This window comes from Candidatus Seongchinamella marina (genome assembly GCF_026262685.1).
Classification (GTDB): domain Bacteria; phylum Pseudomonadota; class Gammaproteobacteria; order Pseudomonadales; family Halieaceae; genus Halioglobus; species Halioglobus marinus.
Window position 1 is genome coordinate 341,263 of sequence record NZ_SHNP01000005.1, and the last position, 18,616, is coordinate 359,878.

Annotated in this window: 14 protein-coding genes; 7 read left to right on the forward strand and 7 right to left on the reverse strand. The window is 53.8% G+C overall.

Features of this window, described 5'->3' with window-relative positions; translation table 11 throughout:
• Positions 1-85 precede the first annotated feature (85 nt).
• Positions 86-2,095, forward strand: a complete 2,010-nt coding sequence (locus tag EYC87_RS15340; RefSeq protein ID WP_279253628.1) for a tetratricopeptide repeat-containing sulfotransferase family protein — start codon at positions 86-88, stop codon at positions 2,093-2,095.
• Between the two features lie 26 nt (positions 2,096-2,121).
• On the opposite strand, the gene EYC87_RS15345 is transcribed toward EYC87_RS15340, so the two are convergent.
• Together EYC87_RS15345 and EYC87_RS15350 are read right to left on the reverse strand one after the other, a co-directional pair.
• Positions 2,122-3,330, reverse strand: a complete 1,209-nt coding sequence (locus EYC87_RS15345) for a mandelate racemase/muconate lactonizing enzyme family protein (protein WP_279253629.1) — start codon at positions 3,328-3,330, stop codon at positions 2,122-2,124.
• A complete protein-coding gene (locus EYC87_RS15350; RefSeq protein ID WP_279253630.1) occupies positions 3,330-4,409 on the reverse strand; it encodes a Zn-dependent alcohol dehydrogenase in 1,080 nt (359 codons plus the stop codon). The genes EYC87_RS15345 and EYC87_RS15350 overlap by 1 nt, the downstream gene beginning before the upstream one ends.
• A gap of 93 nt (positions 4,410-4,502) precedes the next feature.
• Here EYC87_RS15350 and EYC87_RS15355 point away from each other — a divergent pair, with 93 nt between their 5' ends.
• The 3 genes from EYC87_RS15355 to EYC87_RS15365 are packed head-to-tail and all read left to right on the forward strand — an operon-like array spanning position 4,503 to position 7,730.
• Positions 4,503-5,486, forward strand: coding sequence for an NAD(P)-dependent oxidoreductase (locus EYC87_RS15355; RefSeq protein ID WP_279253631.1), 984 nt, complete (start codon positions 4,503-4,505; stop codon positions 5,484-5,486).
• Positions 5,437-6,462, forward strand: coding sequence for an isopenicillin N synthase family dioxygenase (locus tag EYC87_RS15360; RefSeq protein ID WP_279253632.1), 1,026 nt, complete (start codon positions 5,437-5,439; stop codon positions 6,460-6,462). Before EYC87_RS15355 ends, EYC87_RS15360 begins: the two co-directional genes overlap by 50 nt.
• Before the next feature lie 2 nt (positions 6,463-6,464).
• A complete protein-coding gene (locus tag EYC87_RS15365) occupies positions 6,465-7,730 on the forward strand; it encodes an MFS transporter (protein ID WP_279253633.1) in 1,266 nt (421 codons plus the stop codon).
• An 18-nt stretch (positions 7,731-7,748) separates the two neighbouring features.
• On the opposite strand, the gene EYC87_RS15370 is transcribed toward EYC87_RS15365, so the two are convergent.
• From EYC87_RS15370 to betA, 3 genes are read right to left on the reverse strand one after another with little or no spacing between them, the layout of a single operon-like run.
• Positions 7,749-9,230 (reverse strand): carnitine 3-dehydrogenase, encoded by a 1,482-nt coding sequence (locus EYC87_RS15370; RefSeq protein WP_279253634.1) that lies wholly within the window; start codon positions 9,228-9,230, stop codon positions 7,749-7,751.
• A complete protein-coding gene (locus EYC87_RS15375; protein ID WP_279253635.1) occupies positions 9,227-10,453 on the reverse strand; it encodes a clavaminate synthase family protein in 1,227 nt (408 codons plus the stop codon). Before EYC87_RS15375 ends, EYC87_RS15370 begins: the two co-directional genes overlap by 4 nt.
• Positions 10,437-12,104, reverse strand: coding sequence for a choline dehydrogenase (gene betA, locus EYC87_RS15380; RefSeq protein ID WP_479723015.1), 1,668 nt, complete (start codon positions 12,102-12,104; stop codon positions 10,437-10,439). The genes EYC87_RS15375 and betA overlap by 17 nt, the downstream gene beginning before the upstream one ends.
• A gap of 226 nt (positions 12,105-12,330) precedes the next feature.
• Between betA and EYC87_RS15385 the strand changes: the two genes are divergently transcribed.
• Positions 12,331-13,848, forward strand: coding sequence for an alpha/beta hydrolase family protein (locus EYC87_RS15385; RefSeq protein WP_279253637.1), 1,518 nt, complete (start codon positions 12,331-12,333; stop codon positions 13,846-13,848).
• A 24-nt stretch (positions 13,849-13,872) separates the two neighbouring features.
• The gene (locus EYC87_RS15390) at positions 13,873-15,000 is read left to right on the forward strand and encodes a BCCT family transporter (RefSeq protein WP_279253638.1); all 1,128 of its coding nucleotides are present in this window, start codon (positions 13,873-13,875) and stop codon (positions 14,998-15,000) included.
• Here the strand turns inward: EYC87_RS15390 and EYC87_RS15395 are convergent.
• Together EYC87_RS15395 and EYC87_RS15400 are read right to left on the reverse strand one after the other, a co-directional pair.
• Positions 14,997-15,833 (reverse strand): phytanoyl-CoA dioxygenase family protein, encoded by an 837-nt coding sequence (locus EYC87_RS15395; RefSeq protein ID WP_279253639.1) that lies wholly within the window; start codon positions 15,831-15,833, stop codon positions 14,997-14,999. The two genes, EYC87_RS15390 and EYC87_RS15395, sit on opposite strands and share 4 nt — an antisense overlap.
• 4 nt (positions 15,834-15,837) lie before the next feature.
• On the reverse strand, positions 15,838-17,379 hold the full coding sequence (locus EYC87_RS15400) for a BCCT family transporter (protein WP_279253640.1): 1,542 nt from the start codon (positions 17,377-17,379) through the stop codon (positions 15,838-15,840).
• Positions 17,380-17,502: 123 nt separating this feature from the next.
• Between EYC87_RS15400 and EYC87_RS15405 the strand changes: the two genes are divergently transcribed.
• A complete protein-coding gene (locus tag EYC87_RS15405; RefSeq protein ID WP_279253641.1) occupies positions 17,503-18,615 on the forward strand; it encodes a TauD/TfdA family dioxygenase in 1,113 nt (370 codons plus the stop codon).
• Position 18,616 lies beyond the last annotated feature (1 nt).

The following is an 18,616-nucleotide window of genomic DNA, read 5'->3' on the forward strand; positions in this document are numbered from 1 at the left end:
TGCTAAGCGAAGATCGCAAGCCACAGAAGGCGTTCCTACGGGAGCGCCTTTTTTTGTTCACTATGACAGGACTTTTCTACCGGTAATGACAGCTCAGGACCAAACAGTATCAGGCACGCCCGATGAAGTACTGAGAGAGGCGAAGTTACAGCTGCAGCGTGGCCAACTACAGGCGGCTATAAGCACTTTGCAGCATTTTTTGGTGGAGCAAGCTCAGCATCGGGAAGGTCTTTATTACCTCGCCGTTTGTTATCGCCAAAATGCCAACAATACCGCCGCCGCAGAAGTGCTAGCCCGCTTGATAAGCGCTCATCCGCGATACGGTAGGGCTTATCAGGAGAACGGGCACAACCTGGCTGCAATGCAAGAGGCGGATGCCGCGACAACAGCTTTTGAAAAAGCGGTAGCGCTCAATCCTGCGTTACTAGGCAGTTGGCGCGCACTGCAGGGTAGATATCAGTACATCGGTGCGACACAAAAAGCCGAGGAAGCGGAGAACCACGTGCGTTGGCTAAGTGGCATGCCGCCTCAGCTGCAGACGGTCAGCAGTCTACTTTACGAAGATAAGCTGTATGTTGCAGAACAAATCTGTCGTCAGTATCTCCAGCAGGAGCCGCACCACAAAGAAGCGATGCGTCTGCTGGCAGAAATCGGTAATAAGCTTCAAATCCTTGATGATGCAGAATTCCTGCTCGAGAGCTGTATCGAATTTTATCCCGACTATCACCGCGCACGATTAGACTATGTACAGGTGCTGCACAAACGGCAAAAATTTGACAAGGCACTGGATCAGGCGCGGCAGTTACATCACAGCGAACCCCTTAATTTACTATACGAAGTGACGCTTGCTGCGGAGCAGCAGGCGGTCGGCAACTTTGATGAAGCGCTCTTTATTTATGACGAGGTGCTGTCGAAACACGGAAACCTTCCCAAGGTTTTTTCAGCGCGGGGGCATGCTCTTAAAACTGTCGGACGGACAGATGATGCTATCGCTTCGTATCAGAGCGCCTATCGCAGCCAGCCTGATTATGGTGATGCTTATTGGAGTCTTGCGAATCTGAAGACCTATCGGTTTTCGGATACAGAAATCCAGCAAATGTCCAGCCGCGAGGCGGACCCTGACACCAGTCCCAATGACAGAATTCATCTTTGTTTTGCATTGGGCAAAGCGCTGGAGGATAGGGAAGCTTATGAGGACTCTTTTGGCTACTACGAAAGAGGCAACTCTCTTAAGAGGTTAGAAAGCGGGTACAAGCCGGAGTTTGTTGAAGCAGAACTGGAAGAACAAAAGAAGCTGTTTGATGTGAATTTTTTTGAGCAGCGAAAAAGTTTTGGTGCGGATTCTTCTGCCCCCATTTTTGTGGTGGGTTTGCCGCGGGCAGGCTCAACGCTGCTGGAACAGATACTGGCCTCTCACTCTCAGGTAGATGGCACGATGGAGTTGGCTAATATTATTGGTACAGCTAATCGCCTCAATGGACGTAAACGTAACCAGGAGAACTCACCCTATCCGGGCATTCTGGCGGGAATGGACGCCGAACAATTAACGAAGCTAGGCGAAAACTATATTGAAGACACCCGGCAGCATCGCCAGCAAGGACTGTTTTTCGTCGATAAGATGCCCAATAACTTTCGCCATATCCCGCTGATACAACTGATTTTACCCAACGCTAGAATTATCGATGCGCGTAGACATCCCATGGCCTGTTGCTTTAGCGGTTTCAAGCAGCTGTTTGCAGAAGGGCAGGAATTTACTTATGGCCTTGAGGAAGTTGGACGTTACTACCGGGCTTATGTTGATGTAATGGCGCACTGGCAAGATGTCTTGCCGGGTCGAATACTGCGGGTACAGCATGAGGACGTGGTGGCCGACCTGGAAACCCAGGTGAGACGTATCCTTGATTATTGCGAGTTGCCCTTTGAGCAGACCTGTATTGATTTTCATGAGACCAAACGGGCGGTGCGTACGCCTAGCTCAGAGCAGGTGCGTCAACCAATTTACCAGAGTGCGACGGAGCAATGGACCCATTTCGCTGAATTTCTGGGGCCACTGGAACAAGCCCTGGGTCCGGCACTAAAACACTACCGGGACTAAGCGAGAAAGCTGTAACCTGATGTTGTTTAGCGTACCGGCTCTAGCCCCATCTGCAGGTGCAACTCATTGCCTGTCCAGGGGTTTGCCCTCGCCACCGCCTCATTGAGGGATACGCCCAGTCCCGGCTCGCGGGAGGGGACGATGTAACCATCCTGCCATTGCACGGGCTTTTCCAATAATTCTGCCTGGAATCCTCCCCAGGTTTCAATGCCCTCCAGAATCAGGAAGTTCGGTGAACAGGTTGCCAGCTGGATGTTGGCCGCGCCGACGATAGGGCCGCAGTACATATGTGGCGCCAACTGCGCGTAGTGGACTTCCGCCAGTGCCGCAATCTTCTTGGCCTCCAGCAAACCTCCAACACGCCCGAGATTTAGCTGCAGAATAGATGCAGCCCGATCTTGTAGCACTCGGGCAAATTCGTACTTGGTGCACAGACGTTCACCGGTTGCCACGGGGATTGAGGTAGCACTGGCAACCTGCGCCATCGCAGCGGTATTTTCTGGTGGAATCGGTTCTTCAAACCAGAGCGGATCGTAGGCTTCCAATCGCTTTGCCAGTCGTATAGCACCGGCGGGAGAGAACTGACCATGGGTTCCAAAGAGCAGGTCGACACTGCCGCCGACTGCCTCGCGAATCGCCTTGATGAAGGCCTCAGACCTATCCAGTTCTTCTCCACTGGGCATACCGCCATCAAAGACCGTGTAGGGTCCTGCGGGATCGAATTTCAGTGCAGTGAATCCCTGCGCCACGTAATCCATGGCGCGTTGCGCCGCACTCTCTGGATTAACATAAACATGATCTTCATCGCCGTCTTCGGGGTAGACATCGCCCTGGGCAGGATAAATGTAGGTATAGCTGCGCAAACGGTCATGCACCTGTCCTCCCAGGAGTTCGTAGGCGGGTTTCTCACAGGCTTTGCCGACAATATCCCAGCAGGCTATCTCCAACGCGGAGAGCACACTCACCAGCGAGACATCGGGCCGCAGGGTGTAACCGGCTCCGTAAACAGAGCGCCACAGTTTTTCGATATGGAAGGGGTCGTGACCGATAATAAAGCGCTCGGCGGTATCTTTGAGCATGGCTTCGACGGTGTGTGCACTGAAGGTAGCGCAATACACCTCGCCGTAGCCGACAATGCCGGTGTCAGTCACCAGCTTTATAAAAATGAAGTAGCGCCCTCCGAATCGCGGTGGTGGGTTGGCGACCACAAAAGTTTCGAATTCCTTTATTAGCATTAAAAAATCACCACGTTGCGCAGAGCCTCGCCGCGTTGGACCGAAGCGATGGCGTCGTTGATGTCATCCAGTGCATAGCGGCCGCTGATGAGTTCATCCAGTTTTAGGCTGCCTGCCTGATAGAGTTTAACCAGTTCGGGGATATCCCGGCTGACCGACGCCGACCCCATCTTGGAGCCAATGATGCTCTGGCCCGCCGCGGCGAACTCACCGGGATCATACTGCGCCATCACCCCAGATGCTGGCATGCCCACAATAACGGCAGTACCGCCCTTGGCGAGCATTCCCAGTGATTGCTCGATTGCCGACTTCGCGCCAACGGTAACAAATAGATAATCTACGCCTCGACCCTCACTTAAGTCGATCACTTGCTGCGCGGCGTTCTGATCAGTGCTGTTGACGGTGTGGGTTGCCCCGAACTGGCGTGCCAGCTCCAGTTTTTCGTCTAATAAATCCAGCGCGATGATGCGCGATGCTTCGCAGTGCACGGCCCCCTGAATACTGTTGATGCCAACTCCACCACAACCCATTACGGCAACCTGGCTTCCCGGTTTAATGGCAGCAGTATTAGTTACCGCGCCAAAGCCGGTCAGCACGCCGCAGGCAAGTATGGAGGCTGAGTCCAGTGGAATATCCTTGGGGATAACACAAACCTGGCTCTGCTCGACGACCACCTGCTCTGCGAACGCGCCGGTGTTCAGCCCCTGCGACACCGCTTCATCGCCAGAGCCGGATAGGGGGCTGTTCGCGTCCAGATGGAAGCTTGCATCACACTGGGTTTCGATGTCGTGGCTGCAGTAGTGACAACTGCCGCAGGAACGGACGAGGGTGACGACAACATGGTCACCGGGTTTTGCCTTGGAGACACCAGCTCCGATGCTTTCAACGATACCTGAAGCTTCATGGCCGTAAACCGCTGGTAGTTCGCCGCCCCATCCTCCCTCAGCGAGGGTGACATCGCTGTGGCAAATCGCGCAGGCAGCCAGGCGCACCTTTATTTCGCCCGGCCCCGGTTCGGCAATTGTGAGTTCTTCAATCTCCAGTGGTTGCCCAAAGCTTCGACAGACAGCAGCTTTCATATTTGATTTTCCTGAACAATTTAATCCAGTATTGTACTGATTCAGGCAATTGACCAGCCCGGATTAAATAATGTGACAAATGGAGTGAGGCCAATGATGACAGTGGGTTTTATAGGACTCGGCAATGTCGGCGCCAAACTAGCAGGTAGTCTGCTGCGCAACGATGTTTCTTTGATGGTGCGTGATCTTGATGAGGGCCTGGCCAAGCCGTTCCTCGATGCTGGCGCGCAATGGGCAGATTCGCCGGCGGCGATGGCGCAAGCGGCTGACGTGATCATTACCTGTTTGCCCAGCCCGGCGGCCTGCGCCGAGGTGATGGAGGGTGAAGGAGGCCTTCTGGAGGCACTGGGGCCGGGTAAGATATGGATAGAAATGAGTACCACCGATTACAGGGAAGTCCAGCGATTGGGGCAAAAGGTGAAAGATCTTGGTGCCCAACCCGCAGACTGTCCTGTTTCCGGCGGCTGTCATCGCGCGGCGACCGGCAACATCGCCATTCTCGCCGGTTGTGAGCGCTCGGTGTTTGATGCCATCCTGCCATTGCTCACTATTTTGGGCAGGCGAGTGTTGCACAGCGGTCCTCTGGGAAGCGCATCAAAAATTAAGGTGATGACCAACTATCTCGCCACCGCTAATCTGGTGACCTTATGTGAAGCGCTGGTGACTGCCAGCAAAAGCGATCTGGATCTTGCCACTGTGTATGAAGCGATAAGAATCTCCTCTGGAAACTCCTTTGTCCACGAGACCGAAAGCCAGGTGATTCTTAATGGCAGTCGCGATATTAATTTCACCATGGATCTGGTGTTAAAAGACATTGGCCTGTTCCAAAGTATGGCCGAGGAGGCCGGAGTGCCGCTTGAGATATCGCCCCAACTGATTGAGATCTTCGAAGATGGACAGTCGCGCTTTGGCGAGCGGGAGTGGTCGCCAAACATCATACGACGTCTCGAAGAGGCCTGTGATACCCGAGTACTGGCGGAAGGCTTTCCTGCTCAGATGAGCGACCTTGAGCCGGAGGAGGCTGGTTATGAGGTCGTGCCACCCGGCCCCATACCCGCTGCCGGGGCACTTCACTAAGTTCATGCAGGAGCTGCCGCTGGTCGATATTTCTGACGTGCTGTCTGGCAGGCAAGACGCATCTGCGACGGCGGCATCTGTAGTGAGCGCCTGCGAATCCATTGGCTTTATGTACGTTGTCGGCCACGGTATTCCAGAACGGTTGATAAGCCAGGTTTATGAGGATGTAAAACAATTTTTTTCATTGCCGTTGGAGCAAAAACAACGCTGGCAAATTACTCGCAGCAATTACCGCGGTTACATTCCCAGGCAGTTTTTTAGTCCCGGTAACGGTGGCGCTGCAGACGACTACGAAGGCTATAAACTTCACTTCCAGGTACAGCCCAGTGACCCTATTTGTCATGCATTTGATCTTTACGGTCCCAATCGATGGCCGGATAGTCCTGCGAGGCTGCAACAGTCGGTCGGCGAATACTGGCAGGCTTGTGATCGCGTTGCTCATTGTTTGCTGGCTATGCTTGCCGCAGCGCTTGATATCCAGCCAGAAACGTTCCTGGCGATGTTTCAGCAGCCCCTGACCAATATGACCCTGTTGCACTATCCGCCTCGAGCGTCCGGTAACGGAGGCTTTGGCATTCATCCTCACAAGGATACGGATGCTCTCACCATTCTTGCGCCTAATCCTGTGGGAGGGCTTATGGTGCGTTGCAGGGGTAGGAGCGATTGGCTGCGGGTTGATGCTCCGCCGGAGGCGTTGGTGGTGAATATCGGTGACATGCTTGAGCTTTGGTCCGGTGGACGATTTGTTTCGACACCCCACAAGGTAGAAAACGATAGTGGGGCGGAGCGCTATAGTTTTCCCTATTTTTCAGTACCTCGATACGATACCGTGGTGAAGCCTTTGCTTAGGCCGCTGCCAGGCTTTGCTCGTCAACCTGTGCCTGTTGGCGAAGTGTCGCGTGAAGTCTGGCGAACCAACTGGCCGGATACACAGCCGCAGAACAATGCCTATGACCTCGGAACATTGGAGAACTGATTTTGTCAGCTGAAACACACTCAACGGCTTATCGCTATTTCCAGCTAGTAGTCATCATTATGGCAGCTGGGGCGATTTATCCATTGCTCTATCTGCGCCAGAATTTTGAGGTGTCGATTCTCGAGTCCTTTGGTATCACCATCACCGAACTCAGTCAGTGCTATGCGATGCTCGGCGTTTTGTTTGTGTTGACCTATGTGCCCAGTGGTTGGCTGGCCGACAAGGCTTCTCCTCGCCTGCTGGTTGCTTTTTCGCTGGCAGGGACTGGGCTCTTGGGTTTTTGGTTTTCCACCATGCCCTCGTTTACCGAGTTGAAAATTATCTTCGCTGGCTGGGGCATAGCCACCGGCCTGACCTTTTGGTCGGCGCATATTAAGATCGTAGCGCTGCTGGCGCATCGGGATGAACAAGGCCGATTCTTTGGCTTTCTGGACGGCGGTAGGGGCCTTTTCGAGGCGATTTTAGCGACCATCGCTGTCGCGCTGTTCGCCTATATGCTGCAGACGCGGCAAGAAACCACGGAGGAAGCACTGCGCCTGGTGATTTATCTTTACGTCGCGGTACTGCTGGTCATGTGCCCACTGGTCTATCTGGTGCTGGATGATCACCGGTCGGATGCCAGCGCGGGGGAGGGCGATCAACACAGTGGCAACTTCAAGGCAGATTTAAAACAAGTGTTTAGCAAGGTAGAAATCTGGCTCTGCGCTATCTGTATTGTCTGCGGTTATCAATTGTTTTGGGCAACCTATTCTTTTTCAGCATACCTACAGCAGACCTTTGGCCTAACGGCAGTTGCGGTGGGGTCTATTACCGTGGCAAAGCTGTGGATGCGACCTATAGGCGCAGCCGCTGCGGGTATTGCGGGAGACTTGCTTGACCGCGAGCGGGTGCTGGGAGTGTTGCTGGTGCTGGCGTCATTTTCGCTGCTGGGAATGGCTTTCTTTCCTTCCTCTGCAGCCTCTCTGCTAATGCTGGGTATGGTGTTGCTGGTGGGTATCTTAACCTATGCAGTGCGCGGAATTTACTGGGCCACCCTGGACAGCTGCGAGGTGCCCGATCGTATCAAGGGACTGGCGATTGGCGTTATATCGTTGGTGGGCTATTCCCCGGATATATACCTCCCTCTATTGAATGCCGCCTTGCTTGAGCGGTTTCCGGGGCGAGAGGGTTATGTTATCTACTTCGTCGGGCTTTCTCTCATGGGTTTTGTGGGAGCATTCGCGGCCAGGCAGCTACGCAAACGGGTTCGACAAAACGCATCGACCTGATTCACTCCCCAACCGTCTTTAGTGCGGATCTCCAATTGCGCGGCCGCATCCCTCCGGCATATCAAGCGCGGCATGGGCGGCGCTGATTTCTGTGAGCCACTTGCTTACTTCCGGGGTTGGCTCCGAGGCCTTGCGCGACTCCAGGTCAACATGAATAAGCAACTGTTCAGCTGTCGCCAGTAGCCGGCCATCACCATGAAACAGCCGATGAAAAACGTGTAACTTTTTACCGACTCCATTGAGAACCTGGGTGGTCACTTTAATTGGTTGCAATGCAGCAACTTCATCCAGGTGGCGAATGTGGGTCTCCACTGTAAAGTAAGAACCACTATCAGCGACGTAGTCTGCATCAACCCCAACCCGGCGTAAAAGGGCGTCGGAGGCATCGGCGAAACATTGCAGGTAACGGCTTTCATTCATGTGGTTGTTGTAGTCTGTCCAGTCCGGCGGTACCGTGCGTTCCAGAGTTAGCAGTGGTTGACCAGGATCTTCATCCGTTGCGGTTTCTTCTCGTGCGCCAGCATCAAAGAGAGCTTGCTCATAGCGCCCCAGGGTTTCCCCTGCGCCCCACTGATTGATCTTCAGCGCCTGGAGAATCGCAATCAGGTTGTCATCGCGTATCCGCTCCAGTTCCCTGAAGCTGTATTGTCCCGACTGCTCATCGGATTGCCTGGCGATAGTATCAATCAGCTCATCGGTGAGTTCAGGCACATCGGTTAATTTGGTCCACGGCCATTGCAGGCAAGGTCCAAACTGCGCAATGAAGTGACGCATGCCGGCTTCCCCGCCAGCCAGTCGATAGCTTTCAAACAGCCCCATCTGCGCCCAGCGCAACCCAAAGCCAAAGCGGATCGCATCGTCGATCTCAGCGGTTGTGGCAATACCGTCCTTGACCAGCCAGAGCGCCTCTCGCCATACCGCCTCGAGTAAGCGATCGGCGACAAAAGCATCGATTTCTTTTCTGATGGGCAGTGAATACATGCCAAGCTGGTTGAAAAACTCTCCTGCTGCCACCGTCACTTTCGGACTGGTTTGTTCGCCCGCCACAATTTCTACTAACGGAAGCAGGTACACCGGATTGAAAGGGTGTGCGACCAGCAGCCGCTGCGGATTTGCCATCTTCTCCTGCAATTGGGTCGGCAAGATGCCGGATGTGGAGGACGCAATGATGACGCCTGCGTCGACGTGAGACTCGATGTCCTTGTAGACGGATTGCTTCAGCGCCAGACTCTCCGGCACCGCTTCCATCACCAGTTGCTTCCCCTGCACGGCCTCTGCCAGGCTCGGAGAAAATTCGAGATTGCCTCGCTTCGCGCGTGGAGCCATAGTTAGCTTTTGATAGGCGCGATCGGCGTTGTCCAATACTGCCTTAACTTTGGTGGCCGCATCCGGCGCCGGGTCAAAAAGCGCAACGTCGATACCGTTCTCCATGAATCGGGCAACCCAGCCAGCGCCGATGACGCCCGCGCCGATGACGGCAACCCTGCTAATGTCGGTCATGCCCGCACTCCAGTTTGCTGTGTTTGTTCCTGTGCTCGCAATGCGCGGTATAAAATGCGCAAACGTGATTCCACCTCTTCGCGTTCACCATAGCAGCCTCGCAATAGGCGACGACCAGACTCGGGGTCAAAGGCATCGCGACCGTGTAATACCCTGCGATTATCAAAGGCCATTAACTGGCCGGGCTGAAGGCGAAAGCGCAGTTGGTTATCGGGATCGTCGCAAATTTCCTGGAACCTTCGGTATGCGGCATAAAATGTATTCAAGGTACTGAAATCGCCGCTCATCGGTGAGCGCAACCAGTAGGTGTGACGCACCGAACTCAGTTCACCAACGGCATTATGCTCTAGCACAGGCGCACAATAACGATGGTCAAACTCACGATCCTTGGTGCCAAAAGGGACGGGGAGCGTCGCTAGCACTTCAAAGAATTCGGTCGACTCACTGTTGAGCTGCTGGGCAGCGGCAAAGCCATCCACCAACAGACTTTCACCGCCTGTGGCCTCATTTTCCAGACAAAACAAAAACTGCATCCCCGGTATATATTCCCGGGTTGCGAGGTCACTGTGAACCTTCAGGGGCAGTGCAGTATAGGCGTTGGAATTGGCGCTTGGCAGGCTCTCGACTTCGAAGACATCGCCGAAGTTACTGGCGCGGATCGGTCCAATGAGTTCGACAACTGCGGGAATCACTTCTCTATTGGCGGGTAGTCCATCGAGTAGGCCTATGCCATCACGCAGCAGGGTTTCCAGCCATATTCTCAGCGCATCAGTGTCGCCGCGGTAAACGGCGGCACCATCCAACCAGTTCGGTTTAACTGTTACTGGCAGTGGCCATAGCTTACGGTCGGGTAGACTATCCATGGGGTCGTTGGGGTCGGCCACCGCGCAGCGTAACCAGCCAGGATGATAGCGGCTATGAAGGTCTTCCGGCATCCAGTCAACTTCGAGGAATCCATCCTCGGCAATAAGCATTTGTGCAATGGAAAGGTCTTGCGGGATATCTGTCAGGGCAATACGTTGTTCGCGCGTGACAGAGTGAAATGTGCCTGGGTCGGGGCTGAATTCTCGAAGCCAGATGACAGGTACCTGGTGGGTGAGTCCATCATTCCAAAGTAGTTCAATGCCCTGAGCAATAGGAGTGGCGCGCTGCAGTTGATGGGTAACTGGATAGGTGTCGAAATCCGGTACGACCAGCGGCACCATTTTATCGCTGTTGTTCATGGCGGTTCTCCGCAACGTAGACCGGCGCGTCCGATGGCTGCAGCGGAATTCGTCCGCGAATGATATCCGCTGCTTTTTCCGCCAGCATAATTGTTGGGGCGTTCAGATTGCCGCTGACAATTGATGGCATTATAGATGAATCAACAATGCGCAGTCCCTTAAGCCCGATAACACGGCAATGTTCATCCACTACCGATAAGTCGTCGCTGCCCATTTTACAGGTGCACGACGGGTGATAGGCGGATTCCACGGCATCGCGTAAATAGGCGTTTAATGCTTCATCGTCCTGTATATCTGGCCCTGGCGACAATTCCCGTCCCCTTAGCCCATTAAAGGCCGGCTGCTCAAATATCTCTCGGCTGAGGCGAACCCCTGCTCGAAACTCCTCCCAGTCGGAATCGTGTGAAAGGTAGTTGAAGCATACTTTGGGTGCATCTGCAGGGTTGGAGGAGCGCAGGCGCACCCAACCCCTGCTGCGCGATCGCATGGGGCCCACGTGTGCCTGGAATCCATGGCCATTGTTGGGGCTTTGACCATCGTAACGCACGGCCATGGGAAAGAAGTGATACTGCAGGTCGGGATGCTCAACACCGGCCTTGCTGCGAATGAAGCCCCCTGTTTCAAACTGGTTGCTGGCACCTAGTCCGGTGCGGGTAAACAGCCACTGGGCGCCCACCAGCGCTTTGCCCACCAAATTGTAGTAGCGATAAATCGAAACCGGTTGCACACACTCCATTTGCACATAAATTTCCAGGTGATCTTGGAGGTTTTCACCGACTCCCGGTAAGTTGTGCTTAGCTTCAATGCCCATGTCTTGTAGATGCGCCGACGGCCCTATACCTGAAAGCATTAGCAATTGCGGGTTGTTGATAGGTCCCGACGACAGAATGACCTCTTTCGCTGCTACCGCCTCGCATTGCTTTGCCCGGTGATTGAATAGTACGCCGCTGACTGTATTCCCCTGCAAGGTAAGCTGTGTCGCTGTGGCTCGGGTGAGTATGGTCAGATTACGCCGTTTGCGCACCGGGTCCAGGTAGCAAACCGAGGCAGAGCCGCGAATGCCTCCTTTGGTGGTACGATCCATGGGGCCGAAGCCCTCTTGTTGGAAGCCATTCATATCTTCGGTGTAGGGATATCCGGCCTCTGCAGTCGCTTGTAAAAAAGCCTGGCTCAATGGGTTTTTGCCGCGGCCTCGGGTGATGTGCAGCGGACCCTCATCACCATGGTAGTCATTCTTACCTGCTTCGAAGGTTGAAGACTTGCGAAAATAAGGTAGGCAGTGCCGATAGTCCCAGTTTTTCAGTGCGGGGTCTTCCTTTGCCCAACGATCATAATCCTGAGCATGGCCTCGAATGTAGACCATGCCGTTAATTGATGAAGAGCCGCCCAGCACTCTGCCTCTGGGCAAATGCATGATACGCCCATCCAGGTGAGGTTCGGGTTCTGTTTGGTAATCCCAGCTGTAGGTGGTGCCGTTCATGGGGTAAGCCAGCGCCGCCGGCATGCGGATACGCCAGTCCCAGAAGGGGTCGCGCCCACCCGACTCAAGCAGTAATACCGAGGTATCTGGATCTTCACTGAGTCGATTAGCAAGAACACAGCCAGCAGAGCCGCCGCCTACGATGACGTAATCGTACTCCATTGGGTCCATAGACGAAGACGTCATGGGGTTATACTTTTCGCAGCGGAGGGGAGTAGCATCGAATCAACCCTGGCGTCTTAGAGAGGTCAAAAGTTTAGGTGTTTTGTTAGTGAGAAAGCAACCGTCGGTGTGAATGAATGCATGCGCATCGGATGGATGGCTACGCAGCGAAGGATCATTATTGCTATAGTCTGAGAGGTCGTCGCTCCGGTGGTGGAAAATAAGGAGAAGCAGTTTGAAACATTCTGGACTTTGGTCGCTAGTGGGTTTGCTCTGCCTGCTTGCAGTGGCCTGTAACAAGGCTCCCGACACACTGGTAAGCGCTGAACCGACTGGCACCGCTGAAGCACTTTCTGGGCCTCCTTTTGCGGTGGGCTCGTCCACCTTTTTTATCCATGACGAGTCCCGCGCTTTCGATACTGTCGCGGGCATTGATAGCGGTGTGCGCAGTTTGATTACCGAAATCTGGTATCCAGTAGATTCCGCTGTTGCGGCCGCCGGAAAACAGCGTCGCGCGACTTACGGCGATTACGTGTTTGGCAACAGGCAGGTACACCGGCTGATGATGACAGAGACGACTTTTTTTCATCTGACACCCGATACGGTCCGCGATGGGGTCACCGCCGAGGAAATTGATGCAGCAATAGAAGAGTTGTTTCTGCGGGAACGGCAAAGTTGGGTGAATGCGCCTCTGGCAGCCGGTACCTTTGCGTTGCCGGTAGTGGTGATGTCCCACGGTGACGCCGGAAGCCGATACAACATGGAAACGGTTTGCGAGTACCTGGCTTCTTACGGCTATTTTGTGATTGCCCCGGAGCACACCGGTAATTCACCGTATTCAATGACTGGCAGTGATCCCGCGCTCGCGCAGTCGGGTGGTGACCCACAATTCCGCGCTCTCATGGCTGACGTACTGCCGCTTTTAGGTGAGCAGGGGACCTACGGCAGCCGAGAAAACTATGGCCAGACCTATACTCCGCTGACAAATCCTGACGACCCGATTGGGAGCTTGCAGCAACTGGACCGCGCACTGTTGCAGAGACTCAATGATCTGCGTGCAACCCTCAATACACTGGATGAGATGAATGCTAATGGGCGTTTTGCCGGCCGCTTGTCACTTGAGAGAATTGGTTTGATTGGGCGCTCTTTTGGCGGAGCAAGCACGCTGGTTGGGCTTGCTATGGAGCCGCGTTTTACCGCCGGGTTTGCCGTGGTGCCAATGGCTTTGTTGGACCAGCGGCCTAATTTGCCGCCCGAAGCCTTGGCGCCTGTCGGCCAGGAGTCGGTGTTGTTGGCGGCGCAGGGAGACATCGCATATACCAGGCTTAGCAAGCCGACATTCTTGTTGAGCGGCGCGGAAGACGCTTTAATTATCGGTCTTGGCAAACAACAGGCCGTCAAGGCAGAAACAGAATTGCCCAGCGTGGAAAACCCTCACCCGGTTTTACGCGCCTTATTTGAAGACAGCGACCAACCCGTATTCTGGGGTTTGTTAGCGAATTCTAATCACTCGACACTGGGGGTTTCAGGAGGCTACTGGTGGCCAGACCTCAAGCCCAATATGGCAGTGCGAGCCTTCAATCCTGATGTTGAATTCGAGTTATTGGGAGCTGCGCTTGCCCATCGGATGCAACAGCAGAAAGCCCTCGCTTTCTTCGACCTGACCATTCGCCAGGATCCTGCAGCGCGCGATGCCATACTCAGTGATTCCTTTGCCAAACAGGGCTTAATAGTTGAAGCTGGGCCACCCTAGTTTGTCGGTCAGGGGTTAATCTTCATGACGTTAATACTCAGCATCGCCGTGATGGTGACCCTGCTGCTGGCGATTTTTATCGCCATATACTGGAGAGACATTGAATGCGTGGGTGAAATCCCCGTGCCTTTTTTTACCTTCATAGCCATTTTGTTTACTTCTGGATTGGATGTTGGCCTCGTGATGTTTCCGCTGGTCGACTTTGAACTCTATGCGAGCGAAGAAGCCTACGCTTTTGCCAATCCACTCGCTATGGAATTCGGCTTCTGGGGTTTTCTTGTTTGGGGTTTCTATTTTTCTACGACCTTCTATTTTTGCGTGTTGGAGCCTCGCCTTAAAATATTTGAACTGCCGCTGGTCAAATGGGTTAACGATGTTGTCATTATTGGCACCTGCGCCTTTACCGGTTTTTTATTTTTGCAGTATCTGCCCGATTATATCGACGGTATAAGCAACTCATTACGCTATGGTCTGGTGGCCGCCGTTATATTGCTGGCAGGTATCTCCAGTACCCATATTCGTTTCGTCAGAGTGCTCAGTGTTTCCTCTACCTGGTTGTTTTTTGGTTTGATCGCGGGGGTTTGGTGGTCTTCCGAAATGGGTGTTACTGGGCTGTTGGGTTCCATGGGAAATCTGGGCGATTACTTTACTAACTTGCACCGCTTCGTATCGCCCGTGACTGATTACCACCAGTTCTATCTTTACTGGTGGTTTGCCTGGAGCATTATGATCGGGCAATTCGTATCCCGCTTCGTCAGTGGGCTAAAGGCCTGGCAGTTATTGATTGCGCTGCTGGTGGTGCCCTCTATTCCTATCGCAATTTGGTTCTCGGTACTTTATTACCACTTTTCGACAGAGTTACTTATTGGTGCTGGCTGGCGCTGGGCGATGGTGCTTGTGGGCACGGTGTTTGTCATCAATTCACTGGATTCTTTGATCAGGCTCTACACCCGTAATGTTGGCCTGACAGCCGAGCGTTTTGGCAACTTTTGGTACGTGGTCAGTAATTGGTGCGTTCTGTTTTCACTGGTCTTGTTGTACCAGTTCACCCCGTTGCAAATCGAATGGTTTGGTCTTGCCGTGATCGGTATTTATGTTGCCGTTTTTGTTTTAATCATCAGGCGAAGAGAGAGCCTGTCGACAGGCACCTAGCCAATAAGGTCCAAGTTCGGCCGTTTATTGTAGATACTCTCGTCCGTGCCTCCTATGCCGCTAGGTGTTAACAGGGCGGCCTTGTAGGCTGCAATACTGGCGGGGTCGAAATCTGCCTCTGGTCGAGGCTCCAGCGCAAAGTTGCCAAAGCGGTCCGTTCCTCGCACCAGCATGGCGCTGTCGCTGCCACCGTTGGTTTGCTGCTTCACCTTGGTAGAAATGTAATTGATTGATAATCCAATTCGCGGTCGTTGCGACAGGTTGCCATAAGACCCGTGTAAAAGACGCGCGTGGTGGGTCGAGAATTGCCCCGGTTGAAGATCCACCGAGACACTGCATGCCAGGTCATCTGCGCTGATATCGACTTGCTGAGACCCCAATAGCATGTTGTCACTATCCGGGTATTGCCGGTGGTCCTTGTCTCCCTCTTGATGCGATCCCGGAATACAAAACATGCCACCATTGTCACGATGGGCGTCGGTCAGGCCCAGCCAGACCGTTGCCACCTGTTCAGCAGGCTCCAGCCCCCAATAATGAATATCCTGGTGCCATCCCACATAACTATCTGTTTCAGGCTCTTTGGCAAAGAAGGTAGCGGCCCAGCAAAGAATGTCGGGACCTATCAGGTTTTCTACTGCATCAAGAATTGCGTCGTTATTCACGAGCTCACAGACCCAGGTGCTGACCAGATGGGACTTAAGTATCTGGGCGCCATCTGTCCAGCCCTCCATGCGCCGGGCCAAGGCGTAGAATTCTGGCACCAGGCTAGACGCCTTGCTCGCAGACAGTGCTTGCCCTGGGAATGTGATGCCGCTTTCTTGAAATTTTTTCACTGGTTCACTTAGTGGTTGTACCAAAATCTGCTTTAAGCCACTTTACTAATGAAACGCACATTAAGATCAAAACGGGTAGCAGCGGCAGCGAGAACACCACGGTGGAAGCCTGAATAATTTTTATTCGGTCGGTAGCAATTAAGCCGACCGCTAGTAGCGCCAGTGCGAACGCCCAGACGACTCGACTGATTCGAGGAGGCTCTTGATCATTAGGCAGATTTTTGCTGCAGACGCTGGCGATAGTGTAGGCGGCCGAATCCAGTGTTGTGGCGTAAAAAATCACGCACAGTACCAGGAAGATCATTAAGGCAACATTCCCACCTGGCAAATGATTGATGGCCTGCACTGTCACTACCGCCATGCCGGCCTGGGCGAGGATCTCCTCTACCGGCAGGGTATCGGTCTTGGCGAGGTAGATCGCATAGCCACCGATGATGCTCAGAAAGGTGGTGGTTCCAAGTGTGCCCCAGCCGATGATCCCCAGAATGATCTGGCGAATGGTGCGCCCTCGCGAAATGCGCCCCAGGAACAAGCCCACGAAAGGAGCGAACGCAATCCACCAGGCCCAGTAAAAAATGGTCCAGGCTTCAGGGAAACCGGAGCGACTGATAGGGTCGGTCCAGAACGCCATGCGGAAAAAATTGTCGATCAGCAGGCCACCTGTATTTACCGTCAGCTTGAGAATAAATAGCGTGGGTCCAAAAACCAGCACAAATAGTAGGGCGGCGAAGGCAAGTATCATATTGAAATCAGCGAGTACCTTGATGCCTTTTTTCAGGCCTCGGTAAGCGCTGGCGCCGAAGATCACTGTCCATAGAATAAGAACTGTCATTTTGCTGGTGAAGTTATCTACAACGCCAAACAGTTCCGCAATGATTGCCGAGACCAATGGGACACCCAAACCGAGGGAAGTCGCGGTGCCGCCGACAATACCCAGGGCAATGATGACGTCGATGAGGCGACTGGCAACCGGGTGCTTTGTCAGGGGGAAAGCGCTTTCGCAGGCGGCACTCACTTTCATCATCGGGGTTTTCTTGATGTAAAGCATGTAGGTCACAGGCACAGCGGGGATAGCGTAGAAGGCCCAGGGGATAATTCCCCAGTGGAATATGGGATAGACATGTGCCCACTCCAGGGCGTCGGCCGAGTGCGGCTCTATGCCGAAGGGGGGAGTTTGCAGGTAGGACAGCGGTTCTGCGACTCCCCAGGCGATCATGCTGCCGCCTATGCCGGCGGTAAACATCATCGCTATCCAGTGAAGTTCGCCGTACTCGGGCGGTTCGCCTTCCGGGCCCAGCAACACATTGCCATAGGGACCAAAAGCCAGCCAGCCAGCAAAAATCAGTGCGACACCACCGAGGATGAGATAAAGCCAACCGATCTGTCCGGTGACAAAGTCCATGGCGAGACTGGTGAGATGGGAGCCTTGCTCGGGGTAGGCGATAAGCCCGCCGCCGAGTAACACGACCAACAACAGGGAGGGAAGGAATACTGTCCAGTCGTTACTGGGCTTCATTTCTGCGGGGTTTGTGTCAAGAGTGGGCATAGTGTCTCTAATTATATTTGTTGGACTGGAAACGCCCGTGTGCTGGGCCCATAATCAAACCATACCAGATTATTCACATTGGCGGGTCTGGCGCTTTTGGGGCGACGAGAGGAATAGTCATCAGTGTCTGAGCTATTGTCAGTGGACTGCGATTCCACCGTATTTCATCTTGTCTGGTCTGACGGCACTCATGCGACGTACCCGTATATCTGGTTACGGGATAACGATCCAGGAGAGTTACATCCTCATACTCGTGAGCGACTTTTTGACCTGACATCGGTCTCCCTGGATATCTCACCGGAGTCGTGGCAGCAAGCGTCTGCTCACTTGCTGGTGAAATGGCACGACAAGTCGTCTGAGTCGATTTACCCACTGGACTGGCTGCTGGAAAACCGGCCGGGAAAGCATCGTGCTGACCCCGCCGTGGTCAGTCTTAATTATTGGTCTGCAGCAGACCTGCCGGCGATTCCACTTTTTGATGCGAGGCTGTGCCGGGAGTCAGGCAGCACCTTGGTTGAAGCGCTGCAGGAAGCCAAACGCCATGGCCTGGTTATTTTTGACGGCCTTGAGGATGACGATCAGGCAGGGGAGAACCTGGGTGAGTTGATCGGCTTCAAGCGCCGGACCAACTTTGGAACGACCTTCGAAGTTGTGAATAAACCATCGCCAAATAATCTCGCTTACACCGCTTTAGCTCTGCCACTGCACACTGACTTACCCAATCAGGAGCAGGTACCCGGGTATCAGTTTCTGCATTGCCTGCGCAACAGCGTTACCGGTGGTGCCTCCGTATTTGCTGACGGGTTTCGCATATGCACTGACTTACGCGCACAGGCACCGGATGATTTCGATCTCTTGAGTGGCTTGCAAATACCCTGGCGTTTCCATGATGAAAATGATGATGTGCGTTTTCGTCGCAGCATCATAGAGCTGGATTCAATGGGTGACTTGTCGGGCCTGGCCTTTAATGCACATATCGCTGATGTTCCGGATTTGCCGAGCTCCCAACTCCTCGATTTTTACCAGGCTTACCAGGGACTGATGCAGCGTATAAGAGAACCTCAGTACCGAATCTGCCACACGCTGGGGCCCGGTGAAATGGTGATGTTTGATAACCGCCGGGTGTTGCATGGGCGAGAGGGCTTTGATCCTGGCAGCGGTGAGCGGCACCTGCGCGGTTTCTATGTCGAGCACAATGAAGTGAACTCCAGGATCAGAACTCTGACGATCAGCTAAG

Coding starts and splice junctions, on each gene's coding strand:
- EYC87_RS15340 (WP_279253628.1), top strand. CDS start 86: ATGACAGCTCAGGACCAAACAGTATCAGGCACGCCCGATGAAGTACTG.
- EYC87_RS15345 (WP_279253629.1), bottom strand. CDS start 3,330: ATGCTAATAAAGGAATTCGAAACTTTTGTGGTCGCCAACCCACCACCG.
- EYC87_RS15350 (WP_279253630.1), bottom strand. CDS start 4,409: ATGAAAGCTGCTGTCTGTCGAAGCTTTGGGCAACCACTGGAGATTGAA.
- EYC87_RS15355 (WP_279253631.1), top strand. CDS start 4,503: ATGATGACAGTGGGTTTTATAGGACTCGGCAATGTCGGCGCCAAACTA.
- EYC87_RS15360 (WP_279253632.1), top strand. CDS start 5,437: ATGAGGTCGTGCCACCCGGCCCCATACCCGCTGCCGGGGCACTTCACT.
- EYC87_RS15370 (WP_279253634.1), bottom strand. CDS start 9,230: ATGACCGACATTAGCAGGGTTGCCGTCATCGGCGCGGGCGTCATCGGC.
- EYC87_RS15375 (WP_279253635.1), bottom strand. CDS start 10,453: ATGAACAACAGCGATAAAATGGTGCCGCTGGTCGTACCGGATTTCGAC.
- betA (WP_479723015.1), bottom strand. CDS start 12,104: ATGGACCCAATGGAGTACGATTACGTCATCGTAGGCGGCGGCTCTGCT.
- EYC87_RS15390 (WP_279253638.1), top strand. CDS start 13,873: ATGACGTTAATACTCAGCATCGCCGTGATGGTGACCCTGCTGCTGGCG.
- EYC87_RS15400 (WP_279253640.1), bottom strand. CDS start 17,379: ATGCCCACTCTTGACACAAACCCCGCAGAAATGAAGCCCAGTAACGAC.